This is a genomic window from Sphingobium sp. B2 (genome assembly GCF_007693735.1).
GTDB lineage: Bacteria > Pseudomonadota > Alphaproteobacteria > Sphingomonadales > Sphingomonadaceae > Sphingobium > Sphingobium xenophagum.
Map to the genome: position 1 here is coordinate 77,168 of NZ_VDBZ01000006.1, position 19,728 is coordinate 96,895.

18 protein-coding genes and 2 pseudogenes are annotated in these 19,728 nt (G+C 60.4%); 7 read left to right on the plus strand and 13 right to left on the minus strand.

What is annotated here, in order from left to right:
- Positions 1-9: 9 nt before the first annotated feature.
- The 6 genes from FE851_RS23410 to FE851_RS23440 all read right to left on the minus strand — a co-directional run bounded on the left by FE851_RS23410 (position 10) and on the right by FE851_RS23440 (position 3,679).
- Positions 10-402 carry a hypothetical protein gene (locus FE851_RS23410; protein ID WP_017184803.1) on the minus strand — a complete coding sequence of 131 codons (393 nt, stop codon included), beginning with the start codon at positions 400-402 and terminating at the stop codon, positions 10-12.
- On the minus strand, positions 402-1,265 hold the full coding sequence (locus FE851_RS23415) for a class III extradiol dioxygenase subunit beta (protein WP_017184804.1): 864 nt from the start codon (positions 1,263-1,265) through the stop codon (positions 402-404). The genes FE851_RS23410 and FE851_RS23415 overlap by 1 nt, the downstream gene beginning before the upstream one ends.
- The gene (ligA, locus tag FE851_RS23420; RefSeq protein WP_026002706.1) at positions 1,265-1,678 is read right to left on the minus strand and encodes a protocatechuate 4,5-dioxygenase subunit alpha; all 414 of its coding nucleotides are present in this window, start codon (positions 1,676-1,678) and stop codon (positions 1,265-1,267) included. The genes FE851_RS23415 and ligA overlap by 1 nt, the downstream gene beginning before the upstream one ends.
- On the minus strand, positions 1,675-1,971 hold the full coding sequence (locus tag FE851_RS23425) for a DUF2218 domain-containing protein (protein ID WP_017184806.1): 297 nt from the start codon (positions 1,969-1,971) through the stop codon (positions 1,675-1,677). Before FE851_RS23425 ends, ligA begins: the two co-directional genes overlap by 4 nt.
- Positions 1,968-2,990, minus strand: coding sequence for an amidohydrolase family protein (locus tag FE851_RS23430; protein ID WP_017184807.1), 1,023 nt, complete (start codon positions 2,988-2,990; stop codon positions 1,968-1,970). Before FE851_RS23430 ends, FE851_RS23425 begins: the two co-directional genes overlap by 4 nt.
- A gap of 128 nt (positions 2,991-3,118) precedes the next feature.
- Entirely contained in the window at positions 3,119-3,679 is a 561-nt protein-coding gene (locus FE851_RS23440; RefSeq protein ID WP_011950653.1) for a recombinase family protein, read from the minus strand.
- Between the two features lie 131 nt (positions 3,680-3,810).
- On the opposite strand from FE851_RS23440, the gene FE851_RS23445 reads away from it, so the two are divergent.
- The 4 genes and pseudogenes from FE851_RS23445 (at position 3,811) to FE851_RS23460 (ending at position 9,072) form a co-directional block, all read left to right on the plus strand.
- Entirely contained in the window at positions 3,811-6,825 is a 3,015-nt protein-coding gene (locus tag FE851_RS23445; RefSeq protein ID WP_145206805.1) for a Tn3 family transposase, read from the plus strand.
- 52 nt (positions 6,826-6,877) lie between these two features.
- Positions 6,878-7,291, plus strand: a pseudogene (locus tag FE851_RS23450) (tRNA-modifying protein YgfZ); the annotation flags it as partial.
- A complete protein-coding gene (locus FE851_RS27395) occupies positions 7,258-7,527 on the plus strand; it encodes a fibronectin type III-like domain-contianing protein (protein ID WP_145206790.1) in 270 nt (89 codons plus the stop codon). The pseudogene FE851_RS23450 and the gene FE851_RS27395, both read left to right, overlap by 34 nt.
- A gap of 417 nt (positions 7,528-7,944) precedes the next feature.
- Complete coding sequence (locus tag FE851_RS23460; RefSeq protein WP_103098074.1) at positions 7,945-9,072, plus strand: IS5 family transposase; 1,128 nt, start codon at positions 7,945-7,947, stop codon at positions 9,070-9,072.
- Between the two features lie 146 nt (positions 9,073-9,218).
- On the opposite strand, the pseudogene FE851_RS23465 reads toward FE851_RS23460, so the two are convergent.
- From FE851_RS23465 to FE851_RS23485, 5 genes and pseudogenes are all read right to left on the minus strand, one after another.
- Positions 9,219-9,332: pseudogene (locus FE851_RS23465) on the minus strand (HU family DNA-binding protein); the annotation flags it as partial.
- A gap of 263 nt (positions 9,333-9,595) precedes the next feature.
- Complete coding sequence (locus FE851_RS23470; protein ID WP_103098073.1) at positions 9,596-10,837, minus strand: NAD(P)/FAD-dependent oxidoreductase; 1,242 nt, start codon at positions 10,835-10,837, stop codon at positions 9,596-9,598.
- A gap of 51 nt (positions 10,838-10,888) precedes the next feature.
- Positions 10,889-11,197 carry a 2Fe-2S iron-sulfur cluster-binding protein gene (locus FE851_RS23475; RefSeq protein ID WP_245892743.1) on the minus strand — a complete coding sequence of 103 codons (309 nt, stop codon included), beginning with the start codon at positions 11,195-11,197 and terminating at the stop codon, positions 10,889-10,891.
- Between the two features lie 64 nt (positions 11,198-11,261).
- On the minus strand, positions 11,262-12,140 hold the full coding sequence (nadC, locus tag FE851_RS23480; protein ID WP_103098071.1) for a carboxylating nicotinate-nucleotide diphosphorylase: 879 nt from the start codon (positions 12,138-12,140) through the stop codon (positions 11,262-11,264).
- Positions 12,140-13,468 carry a Rieske 2Fe-2S domain-containing protein gene (locus FE851_RS23485; RefSeq protein WP_103098070.1) on the minus strand — a complete coding sequence of 443 codons (1,329 nt, stop codon included), beginning with the start codon at positions 13,466-13,468 and terminating at the stop codon, positions 12,140-12,142. The genes nadC and FE851_RS23485 overlap by 1 nt, the downstream gene beginning before the upstream one ends.
- A gap of 144 nt (positions 13,469-13,612) precedes the next feature.
- Here FE851_RS23485 and FE851_RS23490 point away from each other — a divergent pair, with 144 nt between their 5' ends.
- From FE851_RS23490 to FE851_RS23500, 3 genes are all read left to right on the plus strand, one after another.
- On the plus strand, positions 13,613-14,800 hold the full coding sequence (locus tag FE851_RS23490) for a Gfo/Idh/MocA family protein (protein ID WP_103098069.1): 1,188 nt from the start codon (positions 13,613-13,615) through the stop codon (positions 14,798-14,800).
- Positions 14,800-15,792 carry a PhnD/SsuA/transferrin family substrate-binding protein gene (locus FE851_RS23495; protein ID WP_103098068.1) on the plus strand — a complete coding sequence of 331 codons (993 nt, stop codon included), beginning with the start codon at positions 14,800-14,802 and terminating at the stop codon, positions 15,790-15,792. Before FE851_RS23490 ends, FE851_RS23495 begins: the two co-directional genes overlap by 1 nt.
- 222 nt (positions 15,793-16,014) lie before the next feature.
- Positions 16,015-16,488, plus strand: coding sequence for a MarR family winged helix-turn-helix transcriptional regulator (locus tag FE851_RS23500; RefSeq protein ID WP_103098077.1), 474 nt, complete (start codon positions 16,015-16,017; stop codon positions 16,486-16,488).
- 22 nt (positions 16,489-16,510) lie between these two features.
- On the opposite strand, the gene FE851_RS23505 is transcribed toward FE851_RS23500, so the two are convergent.
- Positions 16,511-17,977 (minus strand): aldehyde dehydrogenase family protein, encoded by a 1,467-nt coding sequence (locus FE851_RS23505; protein ID WP_103098067.1) that lies wholly within the window; start codon positions 17,975-17,977, stop codon positions 16,511-16,513.
- A 3-nt stretch (positions 17,978-17,980) separates the two neighbouring features.
- Positions 17,981-19,693: a thiamine pyrophosphate-binding protein gene (locus FE851_RS23510; protein ID WP_261371172.1), complete on the minus strand. Its 1,713-nt coding sequence runs from the start codon at positions 19,691-19,693 to the stop codon at positions 17,981-17,983.
- Positions 19,694-19,728: the final 35 nt, after the last annotated feature.

Here is a 19,728-nt window from a genome sequence, read left to right on the forward strand (position 1 = left end):
GACATTTCCTTATGTTGGGTTGCTTCGCGAAGCAGCCAGTTGCAGTTCAGCGAGCCCCTGCTCGAGGTCATCAAAGGCCTTGCGTATGCGTCGAGTAGACGCCTGAAAATCAGTCGCTCTCTCGTCTAGCGCCACCGCCGGCCAGCGAGCTTGATGCTCAGCCAGCGCGGCGCGCAAGACCGACAGGTTTTTGCGAAACCGCGACCAGGCAGCCGAAGCACTCGCGTGCGCTTGCCAGTCATTCGTAGAATTGCTGACAAAGCCCAGCTTGCGCGACAATTCGAGCCTCAAACGAACCACTTCCTTCCGCCAGTCAGGCGGTTGGTCCTGGACAACCGAGGCGATCGATTGTTGCGTCTCACGCAGTTCGATCACTCTGGCCTTGAGGTCTTCGAAGTCCACTAGACCTCCGATGACGAACTCTCAGCCGGCCTCAATATGAGATGTCCGACCGCGGTATTGGACGCCGGGACGTGATAGTGCCGATGCAATGGCTTGACCATGCGGCCCAGCGCCCCGCGCATGATGAGCCACATCACCATTTCGATGCCTTCGGAGCCCGTCTCGCGCAGATATTCGATATGGGGAATGGTACGAAGCGTCTCCCCGTCATTTGTGCTCATCAAATCGAGGAAGCGGTTGTCCCATTCCGCATTGATCAGGCCCGCTCGAGGCCCCTGCAACTGGTGGCTCATACCACCCGTACCCCAGACCTGCACGTTGAGATCTTCGGGGAAGCTCGCCACTGCCCGCGCGATCGCCTCGCCCAATTGCCAGCACCGGTTGCCCGATGGCGGCGGATATGTGACCACATTCACGGCAATCGGAATGACCTTTACCGGCCAGGCCTCGGGCTGACCGAACATGAGACTGAGCGGAACGGTCAAGCCGTGGTCGACGTCCATCTCGTTGATGATGGTCATGTCGAACTCGTCCAGGATCAGGCTTTGCGCAATGTGCCAAGCAAGGTCTGCATGCCCGATCACCTCCGGCACCGGCCGCGGTCCCCAGCCTTCATCACAAATACCGTAGCGATCGGCGCAGCCGATCGCGAAAGTGGGGATTATCCGCATGTCGAAAGCCGACGCATGGTCATTGTAGACAATGATGACTACGTCGGGCTTTTCTTCGGCGATCCATTGCTTCGACCAGTCATAGCCGGCAAATACCGGCGCCCAATAAGGCTCGCCCGTCTTGCCGTTGTCGATCGTGGCGCCGATCGCGGGAATATGGCTTGTCGCGACGCCGGCGGAAATGCGGGCCATCACCTTTTCTCCCGAATCGAGCGGACGCCTTCAGGCGAGCGGCCGCCGGCAATCATCATCGCCTGATAGTCCTGGGGGCTCATGCCGGTCATCGTGCCGACGGCCTGTAGGAAGCTGAGCCCATCCGTCGAGAAGACCTTGGCCAGAAAATAGATATTGCCGCCGAGATCGAGGCAGCGATTATAGTCCCGATCCAGAACGGCCTGCTTCTGATCCTCGGTCATCGGCCATTCATCGATATAGGCACGCTCATCGGCTTTCCAGCGCTCACGGTTTTCGGCTTTCATCAGGCTCATCGCGAACTGGTTCATCCAATAGCCCTGCCGGGCACGTTTTGCCGTATAGACCCGCGTGCCGGGGATATCGTCGAACTCGGCCAAATAGGCGTGAATATCCCTTGTTCGACCAGTCACCGCCCATCCTCCCAGGTATAAGACAAAGGGGCTTCCCGAAAGGCGAACCTGTCGAGATGGCTCTCGATTACCCCCCGCAGGGTTTCAGCCTCTTCCGCGCCTGATGTGCGCAGGACGATACGGATACCCTCCGGATCGCTGGTAAAGCTCGCTGAAGCCACGTCAGAAAAGGGGACTAGGCCTTCTCCATCGGCATAGGACGTCTCGAACCGGTGGCTCCAATGCTTGATGAGCTGCTGGACATATTTGTCACCGGAAGCAGTCGAAACGAAGGCTTTCGAAACGAAGCTCACAGCCCTCTCTCCTTCAATCGGGAATCGAGCCGCGGAAAAACCCGGCGGGCGTTCCCTTCGAAGATCGCATGACGCTCCGCGTCGCTGATCACGAGCGCGTCCACATAACGCTTGGTATCGTCGAAATAATGGCCGGTGGTAGGATCGATGCCGCGCACCGCACCGACCATTTCCGAACCGAACAGGATATTCTTGTTGTCGATCACATCGGCCAACAGGTCGACGCCTGGCTGGTGATAGACGCAGGTGTCGAAGAAGATGTTGTTCATCAGATGCGCATCGAGGGCCGGCTTCTTCAGCATGTCGGCCAGGCCCCGGTAACGCCCCCAATGATAGGGGACGGCACCGCCGCCATGCGGGATGATGAAGCGCAAGGTGGGGAAATCCTTGAACAGATCTCCCTCGAGCAACTGCATGAAGGCGATCGTGTCGGCCGCGATGTAGTATCCGCCCGTGGCATGCATCGCGGGATTGCAGCTGCCCGACACGTGGATCATCGCCGGAACGTCCAGCTCCACCATCTTCTCGTAAAAGGGATACCAGTAACGGTCTGTCAGCGGCGGATGCTGGAAATGGCCGCCGCCCGGGTCGGGGTTCAGATTGCACCCGATAAATCCCATATCGACGCAGCGTTCCAGTTCCGCGATGCTGTTCACCATGTCGGCTGCGGGCGATTGCGGCAGCATGCACACGCCAACGAAAGTTTCCGGATAAAGGCCGACCACGCGCGAGATCAGGTCGTTGCAGCGGATCGCCCATTCCTTCGCGACACCGGCATCACCGACATGCGGGGCCATCGCAGACGCCCGGGGAGAGAAGATCGTGAGGTCGGCGCCACGCTCTTTGATCAGGCGAAGCTGGTTGGATTCGATGGTGTCACGGATTTCATCGTCGGAAATCTCCGGATAGGCCGGCGCAGGCACGCCCGCTTTGAAAGCCGCCTTCTGCTCCTCTCGCCAGGCATCGTGCCCCTTGGGCAGCACGGTATAATGACCATGGCAGTCGATAATCAGACTCATGCGGCGTCAACCCTCCCCACTAGTTTGGATTCCAGATCGGTGATTTTCTCGATTTTCGCGGAAAGCCCTTCCGGCGGAGGTGTGACCCCCAATCGACGGGTCGTGCGGCTGAGCGGAACAGGAAAGTGTCATAAGGCACTGTTTGGCTCGATACAGCGATAGATGGTGGCCGGGTGAACGTTGAAGGTCCTTGCGACGGCGCTAATGGACTTACCCTCGAGAACGAGTTGGCGAGCGAGCTCCGCCTGATCTGGGCGCATTTTCTTTGGGCGTCCGAAGCTCACACCGCGCGCCATCGCCGCCTTTCGCCCCTCCTCGGTTCGGCTCAATATGAGAGTCCGCTCGAACTGGGCGATCCCAGCGAATACGGTCATGATCATCACGCCAGACGGGGACGTGGTATCGGCCCAAGGTTCATCAAGCGATTGTAATCCTGCCTGCTTTTCCTTGATGCGTTCCGCGATGTGCAGGAGTTCGATGGTGGATCGCGCCAAACGATCGAGGCGGGCGACGACGAGAACATCGTCTTTGCGCAGGTGACCCATCAGCTTTTCAAGCTCGGGCCGGCCACGAGCGGCCCCCGATATTTTCTCTTCGAACATCATTTCACAGCCCGCCTCCGAGAGCCGACCGCGCTGGATTTCCAAGTTCTGATCCTCGGTGGAAACGCGCGCGTAGCCGAGCTTCATGCGACTGCTCCAGATATTGTGCGAAAGTTACTGCAAAACAATTTTGTTTCGCACATATGTTTTGCGAAGAAATTCGCCTTGTTTATCGGCATGGGCCGTCCCCTTCGCAAAAGTTGAAAGTTTCGCACGGTATGCCCACCCGTCACCTCACTGACGCCCAGCGTCAGGGCTTTGCCCGCTTTGATGGCGAACCGTCGGCCGATCAACTCGCGCGATATTTCCATCTGGACCAAACTGATCGCGACCTCATTGGAACTCTGCGCGGCGACCACAATCGGCTCGGCTTTGCCGTGATGCTGACGAGCGCCCGGTTTCTGGGCGCATTTCCAGTCTCGCCCGCCGAGATCCCAGCGTCGGTCCTGGCGGCCGTGATCGAACAACTCGCTCTTGAACCCGGCACGGACGTGGACGCCTATTTTGCGGGAAGCCGACGCATCCGGCACCTCGCGCTCATCCGGACGCACTGCGGCTTCACGGACTTTGGCGACAACGCGGTGGCACGTTTCCGGCTGACCCGATGGCTCTACGCCCTTTGCTGGAGCGGCGACGATCGGCCCGGCCCCCTGATTGATCGAGCTGCGGCCTGGCTGATCGCCAACAAGGTGCTGCTGCCGGGCGTCACGGTCGTCGAGCGCCTGGTTGGCAGGATCCGCGATCGTGCGCGGACCAGGCTTTGGCGCCATCTGGTCGCCAGCTTGAGCGATGACCAGCGCGTGCGCATCGCCGCGCTGTTTGACGATGGCGACACATCCACGTTCGCCGCCCTGGACGCGCTCCGGACCGTTCCCTCCAAGCGCATGCCGACCGAACTCTTCCGACACCTTGATCGGCTCGATGCGGTCCGGGCGTTCAATCTGCGGCCGGCGCCACCGCGGGGCGTTCCCGCCACAACCCTTGAGCGGCTCGCGCGGGTAGCGCGCGTCGGCAAGCCCTCGGCCATCGCCGCCCTTCAGGAGCCTCGTCGAACCGCGACCGTAGCCGCGCTCTTCCATACGCTCGAAGCGGCGGCCCAGGACGACGCCGCCGAGCTGGCCGAGGCTCTGCTCGCCGACTTGGTGAAAGGGGCTGAAGCCGCCGACAAACAGGCCCGCCTGCGCAGTCTGCGCGATCTCGATGGCGCCGCGATGCTGCTCCACGCAATGGGTCTGTTGGTTTTGACCGACGACGCCCTGCCCCTCAATGAATGGCGAGATGTGCTCTTCGAGCGGTTGCCCCGTCCCGACATCGAGGCCGCCATGTCCAAGGTGGAGGCGATCGCCAAGCCCGCGGAGACCAAGCCCTATGATCAACTGCGAACAAAATGGCGGAGCGCCCGGCGATTGTTCTTTGAAATCGCTACCCGCATCGAGACCGACGCTGCCCCAGGTGGCAAAAACGTCAAGGCCGCGATCAGCTACCTCAAGGGCGTGGACGACTGGTCCTCTCTCGTCAAGATGCGCGGCGCACCGATCGCTACGGTCTCGAAGGCGTGGAGGCAACATGTCCTGGATGACGATGGCAGGATGCGCGACCCGAAGGCCTATGTCTTCGCGATCATCGATGCGTGGCGTCTGGCGATCAAGCGTCGCGATGTGTTCGCCAAGCCCGGCATCCGATACGGGGATCCCCGGCGCGGGATGCTCGAGGGCGAGTCCTGGCACAATTCCAGGTTGATGGTAGCACGCGCCCTGGGCCGATCTCTGGAAGCCGACATTGAGATTGACGGTCTCTCCCGCCTTCTCGACGAGGCATATCGACATGTCGTTGCGCGCGCCGGCGACAATCCGGACCTGCGTTTTGAGACGGTCGCCGACAAGATGGGGATTGTGGTCACGCCCCTCGACAAGCTTGATGAACCCGAGAGCCTTCGAGCACTTCGCGCCGCCGTCCAAACGCGCATGCCGAAGGCCGGAATGCCCGACATCTTTCTTGAAGTCATGGCGCGAACCGGATTTGCCAAGTCCTTTACGCATCTGAGCGAGCGTCAGGCCACCGTCGAGCACTTCGAGATAAGCCTGTGCGCGACCCTGGTCGGCGGCGCCTGCAACATCGGTCTTGAGCCGATCGTGCGCCCGGAATTTGCGGCTCTGCGTCGCGACCGTCTTTCTTGGGTCGGTCAGAATTTCATTCGGCCCGAGACCATCGCCGCGGCCAACGCCGCGATCGTTTCCGCTCACAGTCGTCTGGATATCGTCCAACATTGGGGCGCAGGCGAGGTGGCCAGCGCCGACGGCATGCGTTTTGTCGCTCCGTCGAGCGCCATACACGCCGGGCCCAACCCCAAATATTACGGCCAGGAGCGCGGCGTCACTTGGTACAACATGATTTCCAATCAGTTCAGCGGTCTGACCGGAGCGGTCATCCCCGGCACGTTGCGCGACAGCCTGGTCGTCCTGGCTCTCCTGCTGGAGCAGGAAACCGAGCTCGATCCTCTGGAGATCATGACCGACACCGCCGCCTATTCCGACGCCATTTTCGGTCTGTTCTGGCTCTTGGGCTACCGGTTCAGCCCCCGTCTGGCGGACATCGGCGACGCCAAACTCTGGCGTATCGACCGCCAGGCGAGCTATGGGCCGTTCGATCAGACCGCCTGGGGCAGGGTTAAAATCAATCTGATCCGGGAAAACTGGTCCGACCTTATCCGCTTGGCCGGATCGCTCAAGCTCGGCCACCTCAAGGCCGCAGGCGTCATGCGAATGCTGCAGGTCAAAGACCGCCCAACAACGCTGGCCAAGGCCCTGTCTGAACTCGGCCGCATCATCAAGACGCTGCATATCCTGCGATACATCGATGACCGGCCGTTCCGGCGACGAATATTGTTTCAGCTCAACCGGCAGGAATTGCGCCACAAGCTCGGTCGGCGCGTCCATCACGGCGATCGGGGCGAAATCAGAAGCCCTCTGCGTCAGGGCCAAGAGGAGCAGCTTGGGGTCCTCGGTCTGGCCCTCAACTCCATCGTCCACTGGAACGCTGTCTACATGCAGGAAACCGTGCGCCAACTCAGCGAGGCCGGGACGCCGCCGCTGCCCGCCGATATCGCTCGGCTCTCGCCGATATCTTGGCGTCACATCAATTTCCTCGGCCGCTACGACTTCTCCGTGCCTGACGCCGTCGCAAACGGCGGCCTCAGACCGCTACGCCAACCTAATTCCGAATGGGACTTTTGAAAGGAAATAATGCCCCTTACGACACTTTCCTGTTCCGCTCAGCCGCACGACCCTCGATGCGCTCGGTTACCGCTGGATAGCTCCCATCAACTCAACCGCAGCAGCGCCGAGCGCACCAGGCGCTGACGAGGACTGGCGGGTACATCGCCTACGCCTTGGCGTCGCGGAAGGACACAAGGAGCTTGGATCCGGCGAGACATTCTGGCTCGAATGCAATGCAATGGAACTCCACGGGGTCAGCTTCACCAAAGGATGTTTCGTGGGGAACGAGAATACCGCTGGCATGAACTGGCGTCAGAAGATCAATCGCAGGCTGCTGGTCGTGCCTCTCGCTCAATCAGATCAAAAGCGGCAACGGGTAGCATATCCGGCGCTCGGACTTGCTGTGGATCTTGTCAGGGTAGAGAAACTGGGGACAGCAGGTTTACCCAAATGGCTCATTACCGATCCAGATCACGCGGCCTAGAATACGGTACAGGCGGCGGCGTGCGCCGTCTTGTTGGTTTTCAAAAAGTGGTGCTCGACGCCGGCAAAAGCCAGGATGTCGACATCGTGATCGACCCGCGCCTCATCGCGAAATTCGATACGGCCAAAATGCGATGGGTCTCGCAAAGCGGAGCAGTCGAAATTGAAGTCGGTCATGACAGTGCTGCCTTTGACCTTCATTCGAGTATCACAGTTCCTGCGGTTGTCAGCCGGTGATCAGGAGCCGAATGCTGGCAGGCGTGCCGATCCGACGTCTCGTTCACACCCGGCTTCACCCATCGTGCGCAGCGCAAAGGGAGCGCGTCAATCAGGGGAACAGATTGTAGCGACGACGCGGAAAACTTCGATTGGCTAATAAAAATGGCCATCGAAAGAATGCGCGCCTCCCACCTCAATGGCCGGCGCCCCGGATTTCTTGCAACCGGCCATCCCAGACCTGCGATGCAAACCACCGCGTTGTCCCGGGGCCCTTCGATCACGGCGCACGCGCAAAGGGGGCCGAGAATACACGAACAGGAGATAGGCGCCGTCTCTCCCGAAACAGCGCCTTTAGCAGGCTGCGGAAAAAGGCGCTTGCCTTGATGTGGCATTGCTGATTCCAGGATCCCGTAGAGGGATGTTGAAGGGATCGGGATGCGCGGCGGTGATGAACGGAGCGAGGGGCTGTTCTCGTACGTGAGTTGCGAGGCTCGGGTGCCGGCGAACCATGCTCTTCGCGCGATCCGGGCGATTGTCGATGAAGCGCTCGAAGTGCTGTCCGCGGACTTCGACGGCCTGTATTCTCGTATCGGGAGGCCGTCGATCCCACCCGAGAAACTTCTTCGGGCCTTGCTCCTGCAGGCCTTCTATTCGATCCGCTCGGAACGCCAGTTGATGGAGCAGATGGACTACAACCTGCTCTTTCGCTGGTTCGTCGGCCTGGCGATGGATGCGCCGATCTGGGATGTCACGGTCTTCACCAAGAACCGCGAGAGGCTGCTGTCCGGGGACGTTGCCGCCAAGCTCCTGTCGGCCATCATCAACCAGCCACGCGTGCAAGCTCTTCTTTCGGACGATCATTTCTCGGTGGACGGCACGTTGATCGAAGCGTGGGCAAGCGCGAAAAGCTTCAGACCCAAGGATGAAGGCGGCCCCGGAGATGACGATGACGCCGGGTTGGCTTCCAGCCGCAGCGAGCAGGCAGCAGCGCCGACCGACCGTAATGCCGAACGCGATTTTCGCGGCGAGAAGCGCAGCAATGCAACCCATGCATCGACCACAGATCCTGATGCCCGACTATTCAAGAAGGCGCGCGGCCAGGCAGCGAAGCTGTGCCACATGGGCCATGTCCTGATGGAGAACCGCAACGGCCTCGTCGTCGATGCGATCCTCACCCACGCCACCGGCACCGCCGAACGCGAGGCCGCGCTGACCATGTTGGGCCGCATGGAAGGACGCCACCGGATTACACTGGGCGCGGACAAGAACTACGACACCGCCGCCTTCGTCGCGGCGCTGCGCGAGATGGAGGTCACCCCGCACGTAGCCCAGAACAACACCAACCGGCGCTCCGCCATCGACAGGCGCACGACACGCCATCCCGGCTACGGCCTCTCCCAGAAAATCCGCAAGCGGATCGAGGAGGTGTTCGGATGGACGAAGACCTGCGGCACCATGCGAAAGACCCGCCATCGAGGCCAGGACCGCGTCGGATGGTCCTTTACGCTCACCGCTGCCGCCTACAACCTCATCAGACTGCCAAAACTTCTGGCCGCGGCCTAATCGTGTCGCTCACGTCACCACGACCGCGCCAACGTGGCCGGTATCTCCGAATTTCACCCTGAAACGAGCGACAGACCAGTCCCCCTCCTTCGAACGCAGATCGACGGTGACCACTGCGGCGCCTTTTTCCGCAGCCTGTTAGAGCACTAGCCGTTGAGCTTGTCCTTGACCATCTTGGCAGGGGTGAAGGCCAGCTTGCGGGCCGCCTTGATCGTCATCGCTTCTCCGGTGGCCGGATTACGACCTTCGCGCTCGGGCGTATGACACAATCACAGGGTCGCAGCGCGGCAAACTTCCTTCTCCTGGGTCTGATGCGCAGCAAGCTTTTTACTAGAGGAGCCATGGATGAAGCGGTCGAAGGATAAAGCCGCCTTCTGGATTTGATGCGCGAATTCCTATCCACATATTCTCGAATGAAAATGGCGGCTTTAACAATCTGCTGGACTTGACCGATATCACCAACCCACCATCGTTTTCTGGAGCGCGCTCGCTTGAGGCAGGCAATGGCTCGCGCGAGAGCGACTCAAATCAGTTCCTTGAGTGGGCTACCTGCATCGGAGAGGCGTTCGAGATCAGGCGTAGCTCCGGCTTCCACCAGCTTGCGGCCCTGGACGTAGTCCTTGACCATGTTCACGCAGTCCAGAGCGACCACGCGGCCGTCCTTGAGGTACACAACCGTGAACGAGCGCCCTGCCACGTCGCCGCGGATCACGGTCCGGTCGAAGCCCATGTTGATTCCGGCGGTCTGAAGCTTGAGGTCATACTGGTTGGACCAGAACCACGGGAACGCCTTGTAGGGCTTTTGATCCTCGCCATTTTGGGGGCTGCAGATGCCCTTGGCCACGCAGGTCGCCATGTCGTTGGCGTTTTGCACCGATTCCACTCGCATCACCGTACCACCCGCATAGTCGCAGGCAAAGGCCGCGCAGTCCCCGATGGCGTAGATGTTCGGCAGCGAAGTGCGGCACAGCTCGTCCACGTCCACACCGTTCGCACCCGAGGCGCCCGCAAGGATCAGCGGGCCGACTGCGGGAACGATGCCAATGCCCACGATCACCGCGTCCGCCGGCACGATCTCCCCGTCGACCAGCTTCACGCCGGTGACCCGGCTCCCATCGCCCTCAAGGCAGTCGACCGCGACGCCGGTGCGCAGGTCGACGCCATGCGCGCGGTGCTCGGCCTCGTAGAATTCGGACAGTTCCTCTCCGGCCACGCGCGCCAGCACGCGCGGCAGGGCTTCGAGCAGGGTGACTTCCAGCCCCATCTTCGACAGCACCGCCGCCGCCTCAAGCCCGATATAGCCGCCGCCGATGACGACGATCCTGCGTGTCCCGGCATCGATTTCGGCCATCAGCGTGTCGCAGTCCTCGCGGGTGCGCACGGCGTGAATGCCGGCAAGGTCCGAGCCGGCGCAGGACAGCCGGCGCGGATCGCCGCCGGTCGCCCAGACCAGCTTGCCGTAGCTCATCGCGGTGCCATTCGAGAGCGTCAGTTCTTTCGCCGCCGGATCGACCGCCGTGACCTCGGTATTGAGCCTGAAGGTCACGTCCTTCTCGGCCCAGAACGTCGGCGGGCGGATGTAGAGCCGATCGAACGTCTTCTCCCTCGCGAAATATTCCTTCGACAGCGGCGGCCGCTCGTAAGGGTGCTCTGGCTCACGCCCGATCACGGTGATGGTTCCCTCGAAACCGTTCTGGCGCAGCGCCAGCGCGCACTGCGCTCCACCATGACCCGCTCCGACGATTGCCACATCAACGTAATCCATGCCTGTTCCTTAGGTTTTTATCCGGCCTTTGACCTGAGGGCGCGATCGCAATCAATCTTCGGGCGCAATGGAAACGGCCATTCCTTCCAACTCGGGAGCGATGTGGATCTGGCACGACAAGCGTGAGTTGGCGCGCCGATGACTTGAGGAATCCAGTAAGTCGGACTCGTCTTCACTCAGTACCGGAAGCAGATCCACATAAGCGTCATCGATATAGACGTGGCATGTCGCGCATGAGCAACACCCCCCGCACAGCGCCATCAACTCATCGTTATCGGAAGACCGGATAACCTCCATGAGTGAGCCGCTTCCGCTTGCTGGAACCTCAATGGCATCGCCACTGCGGGATATGATCTTGATATTCAAGAACGCCTCACTACACCACAATCCGTCAGGCAGATGCGGGAACTAGTTTCCCCAAATCTCAACAAAACACATAATCGAGCCCGATATCGGCGGCAGGCGCGCTCTGCGTAATTCGCCCTACGGAAACGAAATCAACCCCCGTTTCTGCAATGGTGCGGATGGTCTCAAGCGTGACGCCCCCCGAGGCTTCGATGGGCACGCGACCGGCTACGATCCTGACTGCCTGAACGAGTTCGGCAACGGACATATTGTCGCACAGAAGCCGGTCCGCTCCAGCATCGAGCGCCGGGCCGATCTGTTCGAGCGTATCAACCTCCACCTGGACCTCAAGCCCGGTCGCTGCCGCCTTCGCTGCGCGAACGGCCATCTCCACACCGCCACATTGCGCGACGTGGTTGTCCTTGATCAAAATGCCATCGTCGAGCCTCATCCGATGATTAGCACCGCCCCCGGCACGAACGGCGTACTTTTCGAGAGCGCGAAGGCCCGGTGTCGTCTTTCGCGTATCCAGCAGGACACAGCCGGTGCCCTCGAGCTTTTCCACGTACTGGCTCGTCAGCGTGGCGATACCACTGAGATGCTGTAATACGTTGAGTGCCGAGCGCTCCGCGCCAAGCAGCGCCCGGGCATTGCCATGAACGCGCATGATCGCATCGCCAGGTTCAAGGCGGTCCCCGTCTTTGCACAGCAAATCGGCTTTCAGTTCTGGATCCATTTCCCTGAACACCGCGACCGCCGCATGAATCCCCGCCAGTACGAGACGATCGCGGCTGACGACGGCCGCCGTCAGCCGCGCCGTTTCTTCGATGGTGACCCGGGAGGTGACGTCCCCGCCGCTCCCCAGATCCTCCCGAAGGATGTTCACGGCAAATTCGGCCAGATCGGCGTATTCCAGTTCGTCGCGGATGACATCCGGCTGCGTGACCGTATCGTACATCAGGCGACCACACCTTCCTGCTCGGACGGTTCCTTTTCATCCCGCAGAGTGATCTCGCGCTCTTCCGCGGAGACATTGAGAAGTCGCCAGTCCGCTCCCTTTTCGACAATGCCTTCGAAAGACATCAGTTTGCCTTGAGGGATATGCGGTTCGGTAGTTCCAATGGCGGCTTCTCCGCGCGAAACGGCCTGCGCCGCCCGGTACATCTGTGTCCGGAAAGTGAAGATGGCCTTGTCACTTGATCCAAGCCGGTCATCTCCGCGATCCGCAATAGGACCCATCGATTCCCACATCGCCATGTCCTGCGCAGGAATGCCATAGATACCGGTAAAGTCACCGGCCTGCATTGCATCGCGGTCTTGCAGGTAGTTATTCTGTGCGTTTCGAACCTTAAGGTACGTGACCGGCTCCACATCCTTGCCAACCTCGGCACCGCAGAACTTGCGCCAGGCATCCTGGCCGATACCCTTTTCCGGGTGCCAGGCGATCCAGTAGAACATCGTGTTCACGTCATCGATCGGAACCAGCATCTGGCTGAGGTGGTACTGATCGTTCGAAGGAATATGAACGGTAAACGGCGCCACGAAAAGCGTCATGCGGATGTAATCGGTCGTCTCCGCGTCGACGATCGGCTTACGAATCGCGACGTACCGGAACCCGAAATTCGTCTTCTGGACTTCGATCCGCGGGGCCTTGTCGGCGGACGGCCGCAGCCATGCCGTCTCGGTTGCGGTCGATCCCGCAACGTCGGTGGCTGCCGGCATGTTCGAGGAATGCAGGCTCGAGCTGTGCGCCGAGTCGATCGAACCCTCAAGGACCTGAGCCCAGTTGCACGCACCGTGCATCTTGACGATGCTGATCTTGTCCGCCGGAGCAGAAGCCCAATTCGGTGCATCGAACGGCGTCACCTTCTCGGGATCGCCCATCCACACCCATACGAAGCCGCCGGCCTCCTCGACAGGATAGGCCCTGGTTTTCATCGTCGTGCGCAGCTTGGCGTCGACAGGTTCCGACGACATATCAACCGCGTTGCCGTCGACGTCGAACTTCCAGCCGTGATAAAGACAGCGCAGACCGCATTCCTCGTTCCGGCCAAACGCCAGAGACGCTCGGCGGTGCGGGCACTTCTCATCGAGAGCACCCACACGCCCCTTGGAATCGCGAAATACGACCATATCCTCGCCCAACAACCGAACACGCACGGGTGTACAGTCGGGTTCGGCGACTTCCTCGATCATGCACGCCGGCAGCCAGTGCTCACGCATGAGTGCACCCATCGGCGCCGAACCTTCAACAAGGCAGAGCAGGTCATTTTGTTCAGGAGTCATCAGACAGCCTCTTCGATTGCGTCATGGATCAGCGGGACCGACTCTTCGCACGGTCGCCCCTTGCCAACACTTCTATAGCGAAGTATTTGCCGTTTCAAGCCCCGGTGTTTGAACGAGGCTCAACGATGCAGAGAGAGGAGTGACGTGGAAGTTCTCAGACTTGGTGTCGCAGGGCTCGGAAGAGGCTTCATGCTCACCTTACCGGCGCTGATCGCGCATCCCGGCGTAGTGCTCGCGGGAGCCACTGATTTGCGGCCGGAGGCGTTGCAGCGTTTCTCCGAGGAGTTTGGCGCTCCGGGTTACGCCACTCTGGACGAACTCCTTCAGGACGAGACGATCGATGCGGTTTACATAGCCACGCCGCACGACCTCCACGCCGTCCAGACACTCGCGGCGTTGCGGGCCGGAAAGCATGTCCTGGTCGAGAAGCCCATGGCCACCTCGGTCGAGGATTGCCTGGCCATGGCAGGAGCCGCACGGGAGGCAGGCCTGGCGCTCATTGTCGGTCCGAGCCACGGCTTCGACGAGCAGGTCCGGACAGCGGCATCACTCGTCGCATCGCGGGAGTTCGGTCAGGTGAGGATGGTGACCGCCCTGAACTTCACCGATTTTATGTTCCGCCCGCGCAGGCCCGAAGAGCTGGATCCGGCTCGCGGAGGCGGCGTCGTGTTCAGTCAGGCAGCACACCAGATCGATGTGGTGCGCAGGCTGGTCGGCAGTCCGGTCACCGGCATACGCGCGGTGACAGCGAATTGGGACAGCCAGCGACCGAGCGATGGGGCCTACACGGCACTGATGACCTTCGAAGGGGGCGCTGCCGCATCGCTGTCCTACAGCGGCTACGCCCATTACGACAGCGATGAGCTGCTGGGATGGATTTCGGAACTTGGACAGACCAAGGATCCGGAACTCTATGGCCAGGCGCGCCGCCAGCTCGCTCGGATCGGAACCGAAGGCGAGCAATCAGCAAAAGCCGCAAGGACGTATGGCGGTGACGGTCCTCGATCTGCAAAAGCGCCGCACCATGAGCATTTCGGCTTCATCATCGTGAGCTGCGAGAAGGCAGACATGAAACTTTTGCCGACCGGCATCGAGATCTACGAAAACGAACGGCGGATATTCCATCCCATAGCCCCACCGAAGGTCCCGCGCGCCGCGGTGCTGGAGGAGTTCGTGGCGGCGGTGGCTGGCCGCCCGACCGGACTGCATGATGGCCAATGGGGGCTCGAGACAATGGCGTGCTGCCGCGCCCTCATCATGTCCAGCAGTCAGGGAACAGATGTCGATCCCCGCAAGATAATCACCGACCTACAAGTGGAGAATTTCAAGTAATGAGCCGACTAGAACTTTCGCTCGCCTGTTGGGGCTATGACCGTACCGAGGCGCTGCAGAACGGCACCGTGCGTCCGGATGGCATCGACCTGAACTTCCAGGTGCTCGACGTCGAGGAAACTTTCTTCCGCATGTTGCGCAATAAGGAATTTGATGTCGCCGAACTGTCGATGTCGTCCTACTGCGTGACGCTCGGGCGGGAAAACCCCGGCTTCATCGCGATCCCTGTATTTCCATCCCGTTTCTTCCGTCATTCATGCATCTTCGTGTCTGCCAAGAGCGGGATCGAGAAGCCCGAGGATCTGGTGGGCAAGCGGATCGGCGTGCCGGAGTATCAGATGACCGCTCCGGTCTGGATCCGGGGCATTCTGCAGGATGAATACGGGATTGCCCCCGATAGCGTCACTTACGTGACAGGCGGCGAAGAGGAACCCGGCCGTGAAGAGAAGCTGCGCCTCGATCTGCCAGAGCGCTTTCGCGTTGAGCCGATCGGCCCTACCCAGACATTGACCCGAATGCTGGCAGATGGCGAGATCGATGCCCTGCATACGGCGCGTGCACCATCGACGTTCTACAGCGAACCTCACAACGTACGCCGCTTGTTCCCTGACTTCGTGAACGTCGAGAAAGCCTACTACGCCAAGACCGGCATTTTTCCTATCATGCACGTTGTCGCGATACGCCGTGAAATCTACGAGCGGCATCCCTGGGTGGCCCAGTCGCTTTTGAAGGCTTTCTCGGAATCTCAGCGACACACTTACGAGCAATTGCGGGTCTCCGCCTCGTTGAAGACTATGCTCCCATGGCAAATCGCGGCGGTCGAAGACACGATTGCGACCCTGGGAGATTCCTGGTGGCCCTACGGCATCGAGCGCAATCGTAACGTCATCGAGACATTTACGCGCTACCATCACGAACAGGGCCTGTCTCCGCGCCGTTTGACCGTCGAGGAAATGTTTGCGCCCGAGACCTTCGCGGAATTCCGCATCTGACGCTTCGCTTTCTCCACTGAATTGTGGGGTGGCTGAATTTGCTGGTCCATCGGGTACGACCGATCGGACCAGCAAATCACCGTGCGGGTCCTGGGGGCAGGACCGTCCGATTCCTCCAGTATCGGGCTGCGGTCAGCAGCCATCTTTGCGCATCCCTCACCTTCCCGGTAGAGATCGCGTAAGCCGGTATTTTGCGACCGACTCGTCATGCTGGAGAGAACGATGCCCCGAAAGAAGCCTCACTTGGAACCGGAGAAAAGTCTGGGGTATCAGGTGCGCCGCTGCCATCGGCGCTTCGACAGACTTTTGAACGCTCACCTTGCGCGACACGACATAAAAACCGGGTTCTGGTATTACTTGCGAGTTTTGTGGCTGGGAGACGGCGTTACGCAAAAGTATCTCAGCGACATGACCAATGTCGCTGAGAATACTACGGTTGCGATGATCAATGGAATGGTCTCGCACGACCTCGTCGAACGGGTTCGCGATACCAAAGATCGCCGAAAATTCGGAATCTTCCTGACCGAACGGGGCAAAGCCCTCGAGAAGGAGGTCATGCAATATGCAATAGACATCAATCGCGTGGCGCAAGCCGGCATCGATCCTGCGGAGGTCGCGATTTGCGCATCCGTGCTTGCACGCATGTCCTCCAATCTCAAATCGCATCTTGACAATCTGGATCTGGATAATTCGTAACGCATTAAACCAGTTCACATGGTCAGAACTTGATGTTTACATTTTTCAGCTGACTGAACTCGTACATTTCCTCCAGACTCTCTTCACGACCTAGCCCCGATTGCTTGTATCCGCCAAATGGCGCCCCTGGAAAATGCTCGCTGACATTATTGATCCATACGTAACCTGCTTGAACACGCTGCGCAGCAAGGTGCGCGGTGTTTAAATCTCGTGTGAAGATCGCCGCAGTAAGGCCGTAGTCCAGCTCGTTCACCTGCTCGAACAAAGTGTTTTCATCTGACCAGCGGATCACCGATAGGACAGGCCCGAATATCTCCTCACGAGCTATCGCCATTTGTGAGGTGACGTCGGCAAAGACTGTCGGCTCGACGAACCAGCCGGACGCAAGCGCAGGATCATTCGGCACCTCGCCTCCTGTCACGAGCCTTGCCCCCTGCTCCTTTCCCTTCGCGATGAACTCAAGCACTTTGTCATGTTGCGCCTTGCTCACGAGCGGGCCCATCGTCGTTGCATGGTCGGTCGGCAGGCCGGGTCGGTGCCTATCCCGGGTCAGCCGGACGATCTTCTCCAGAACCTGATCATGGATGTCCGAATGCAGGAACAGCCTGCTCGTAGAGCCGCAGGATTGACCAGCCCAGGTGAAGTTCATGCCGCGCACTGCCCCGTCGGCCACCGCGTCGCAGTCCGCATCCGGATAAGCGATCAGCGCATTCTTGCCGCCAAGTTCGAGGATCACCGGCTTGAGTGTCTCCGATGCCGAGCGCATCACGGCGCGTCCGGTCGGAATGCTGCCGATAAGCGATACAGCAGCAATCCCTGTATGTTCTGCCAATGCCCTGCCGCATTCGACACCGCCGGTAACCACATTGAGGACACCATCGGGAAACAGTCCTCCAATCAGTTCCGCCAGGCGAAGTGCCGACAACGGAGCTTGCGCAGCAGCCTTGATGATCAGGCTGTTCCCAGCCGCCAAGGGTGCGCCGATCTTGGTCCCCGCGAACATGAGCGGGTGATTGTACGCGACAATGCGCGCAACCACCCCAAGGGGTTCGCGCAAGGTGTAATTGAGGTTGCCATTGCCCAGAGGTATGGTTTGCCCCTTCAACTCGCCGGCCAATCCAGCGAAATAGTCGATCGAGGCCGCGGCGATATGCGCGTCCGCAATCATCTGCGCCACCGGGTTTCCCGTATCCAGCGCATCGATAAGTGCAAATTCCTCGGCATGACGGCGCAAGATCGAGGCGGCCTCACGCATGATGGAACCACGCTCGGACGGCTTCAATTTTGCCCAGACAAGAAAACCCGCATGAGCGGCGCTCACCGCAGCGGCCACATCCGACGTCCCGCCTTCGGCAACGTCTCCCAGCGAGGCACCCGTCGCCGGATCGATCGTCTGCTCGTAGAGCCCGGAAATCGGGCTGTGCCAACGGCCACCGTAAAAAAGTTCCCGGTTCGAGGGAAGGCAGCGCAGCAGTTCATCGCGATCCATAAATCACCTTTTGTGTGCAGCGGTCGTCCCGCTCATGTTGGAGCTGTATCCGGGCTGTACCCGTGCATCGACGACGACCACGCCCCCGCCCTTGACAATATCGAGAGCGTCTTCGAGGCAGGTCTTGAGCTCGATCCCGCTCGACACAGGCCCGATCCCGATCGCGCCCTGCGCACGCGCCATTGCAGCAATATCGATGTCCGGTCCGGAAATCGCCTGCCCGATCCACTTGTTCTCGACATTCCGGCCGCGTTGGATCGCCACTTTTTCCTGGTGGGTCTCGTCATTATAGAAACTGCGGTTATTGGCCACCACGATCAGCAACGGGATGCCGTAATGAACGGCGGTCCAGATGGCGGTCACGCCCATCAGGAAATCCCCGTCGCCCAATACCGCTATGGTCGTGCGGCCCGTGTCGATCAGCCCGAGAGCCGTTCCAACGGCCATCCCCGGCCCTGAACCGATTCCCGCGCCTCCGTCATATCCCAGGTAATCAAGCGGATGCGACCAGTTGCGGTAACCGCCGTTCCACCCCAAGGGCAACCGTGCGAAGCAAACAGGCGTTTCGCCGATCGCAACATCCAGCGCTTCCGCCAGTTGCTTCATCGTCAGCGGCCCATGGTCATCGAGCCCATGGGCCCGGGCTTCGCGCATCGCCTCAAAGGCCCGATCTCGCGCTGGGCGTCGCTCGACCTGCTCGAGAAGCAGCGGCGTTGCGACGTCAGGATCACAAAGCAGATAGGCATCGGTTGGTGCCAGACCGAAATACTCCATGTTCCAGCCCCGATGAAGATGCTGGTCGAGGGATATCTGCAGAACCTTTGCCGCCGTTTCCTCTCCGCCGCAGCATTGCCGCAGCGTACCTCCCAGATCGATCCAGTCGAGCGAAACAACAACGTCTGCGCTGCGCACGATCTCGCAGGCCTCCGGTGTCAGGAAGAAACCGGGAGCGGACACGAGGAGCGGGTGGGCCGTCGGAAACGTTGCGCCGGTTTTCAGGTCACAGATCACGGGCATGTCCAGAGCTTCGGCTAAAGCGACCCTGGCGGCCCATGCCTTTTCGTCCCGCCCGACCCTGCCGACAAGCATGACCGGATTGCTGGCCTGCGAGAGCATCTGCGCTGCCTGCCGGACAAGTTCCGGCGAAGGATGCACTGCCGGGGGCGGCAAGGCCCGGGAAACGTTCCTGAGCGGCGGTTTACCCCCCACCTCGGCCTCCTGGATCGCCGCATCGAGATTGACGTATGTCGGTCCATAAGGCGCGGTCGTCGCAATCAAGCGTGCACGCGCAAGAGCCTCTACGGCCGCCGGCACGGAGGCAGGCTGGTCGTCCCATTTCGTATAATCGCGCACAATCGCACCTTGATCGGCCGACGTGTGCAGCCAATCGATCCATGGGCGCCGGCGGGCAGCGTCCACAGGTCCGGTTGCCCCCAGAAGCATCATGGGCACTCGATCGCACCATGCGTTGAAGATCGCCATCGACGCATGCATCAGTCCGACATTGGAATGGAGAACCGCACCCATCGTTCTGCCGGTAGCTTTCGCGAAGCCGTGTGCGATGGCGACAGCACTCTCCTCATGCAGAACCAGCAGCATCTGGGGGGACTGGTTGCCGAGGTGGTTTACGAGACTGTCGTGCAGGCCCCTGAAGCTCGCGCCAGGGTTGAGCGCCAGGAATGGTATTTCGAGATCGCGCAATGCCTGCGCGATCACGTCGCTGCCAAATAGCGGCTTCTCGGCATCTGCTT

Excerpts from the sequence above, each read along its gene's own strand:
- FE851_RS23415 (WP_017184804.1), bottom strand. The coding sequence starts at position 1,265 with ATGGCCCGCATTTCCGCCGGCGTCGCGACAAGCCATATTCCCGCGATC.
- FE851_RS23430 (WP_017184807.1), bottom strand. The coding sequence starts at position 2,990 with ATGAGTCTGATTATCGACTGCCATGGTCATTATACCGTGCTGCCCAAG.
- FE851_RS23440 (WP_011950653.1), bottom strand. The coding sequence starts at position 3,679 with ATGAAGCTCGGCTACGCGCGCGTTTCCACCGAGGATCAGAACTTGGAA.
- FE851_RS23445 (WP_145206805.1), top strand. The coding sequence starts at position 3,811 with ATGCCCACCCGTCACCTCACTGACGCCCAGCGTCAGGGCTTTGCCCGC.
- FE851_RS27395 (WP_145206790.1), top strand. The coding sequence starts at position 7,258 with ATGGCTCATTACCGATCCAGATCACGCGGCCTAGAATACGGTACAGGC.
- FE851_RS23460 (WP_103098074.1), top strand. The coding sequence starts at position 7,945 with ATGCGCGGCGGTGATGAACGGAGCGAGGGGCTGTTCTCGTACGTGAGT.
- FE851_RS23470 (WP_103098073.1), bottom strand. The coding sequence starts at position 10,837 with ATGGATTACGTTGATGTGGCAATCGTCGGAGCGGGTCATGGTGGAGCG.
- nadC (WP_103098071.1), bottom strand. The coding sequence starts at position 12,140 with ATGTACGATACGGTCACGCAGCCGGATGTCATCCGCGACGAACTGGAA.
- FE851_RS23485 (WP_103098070.1), bottom strand. The coding sequence starts at position 13,468 with ATGACTCCTGAACAAAATGACCTGCTCTGCCTTGTTGAAGGTTCGGCG.
- FE851_RS23495 (WP_103098068.1), top strand. The coding sequence starts at position 14,800 with ATGAGCCGACTAGAACTTTCGCTCGCCTGTTGGGGCTATGACCGTACC.
- FE851_RS23500 (WP_103098077.1), top strand. The coding sequence starts at position 16,015 with ATGCCCCGAAAGAAGCCTCACTTGGAACCGGAGAAAAGTCTGGGGTAT.
- FE851_RS23505 (WP_103098067.1), bottom strand. The coding sequence starts at position 17,977 with ATGGATCGCGATGAACTGCTGCGCTGCCTTCCCTCGAACCGGGAACTT.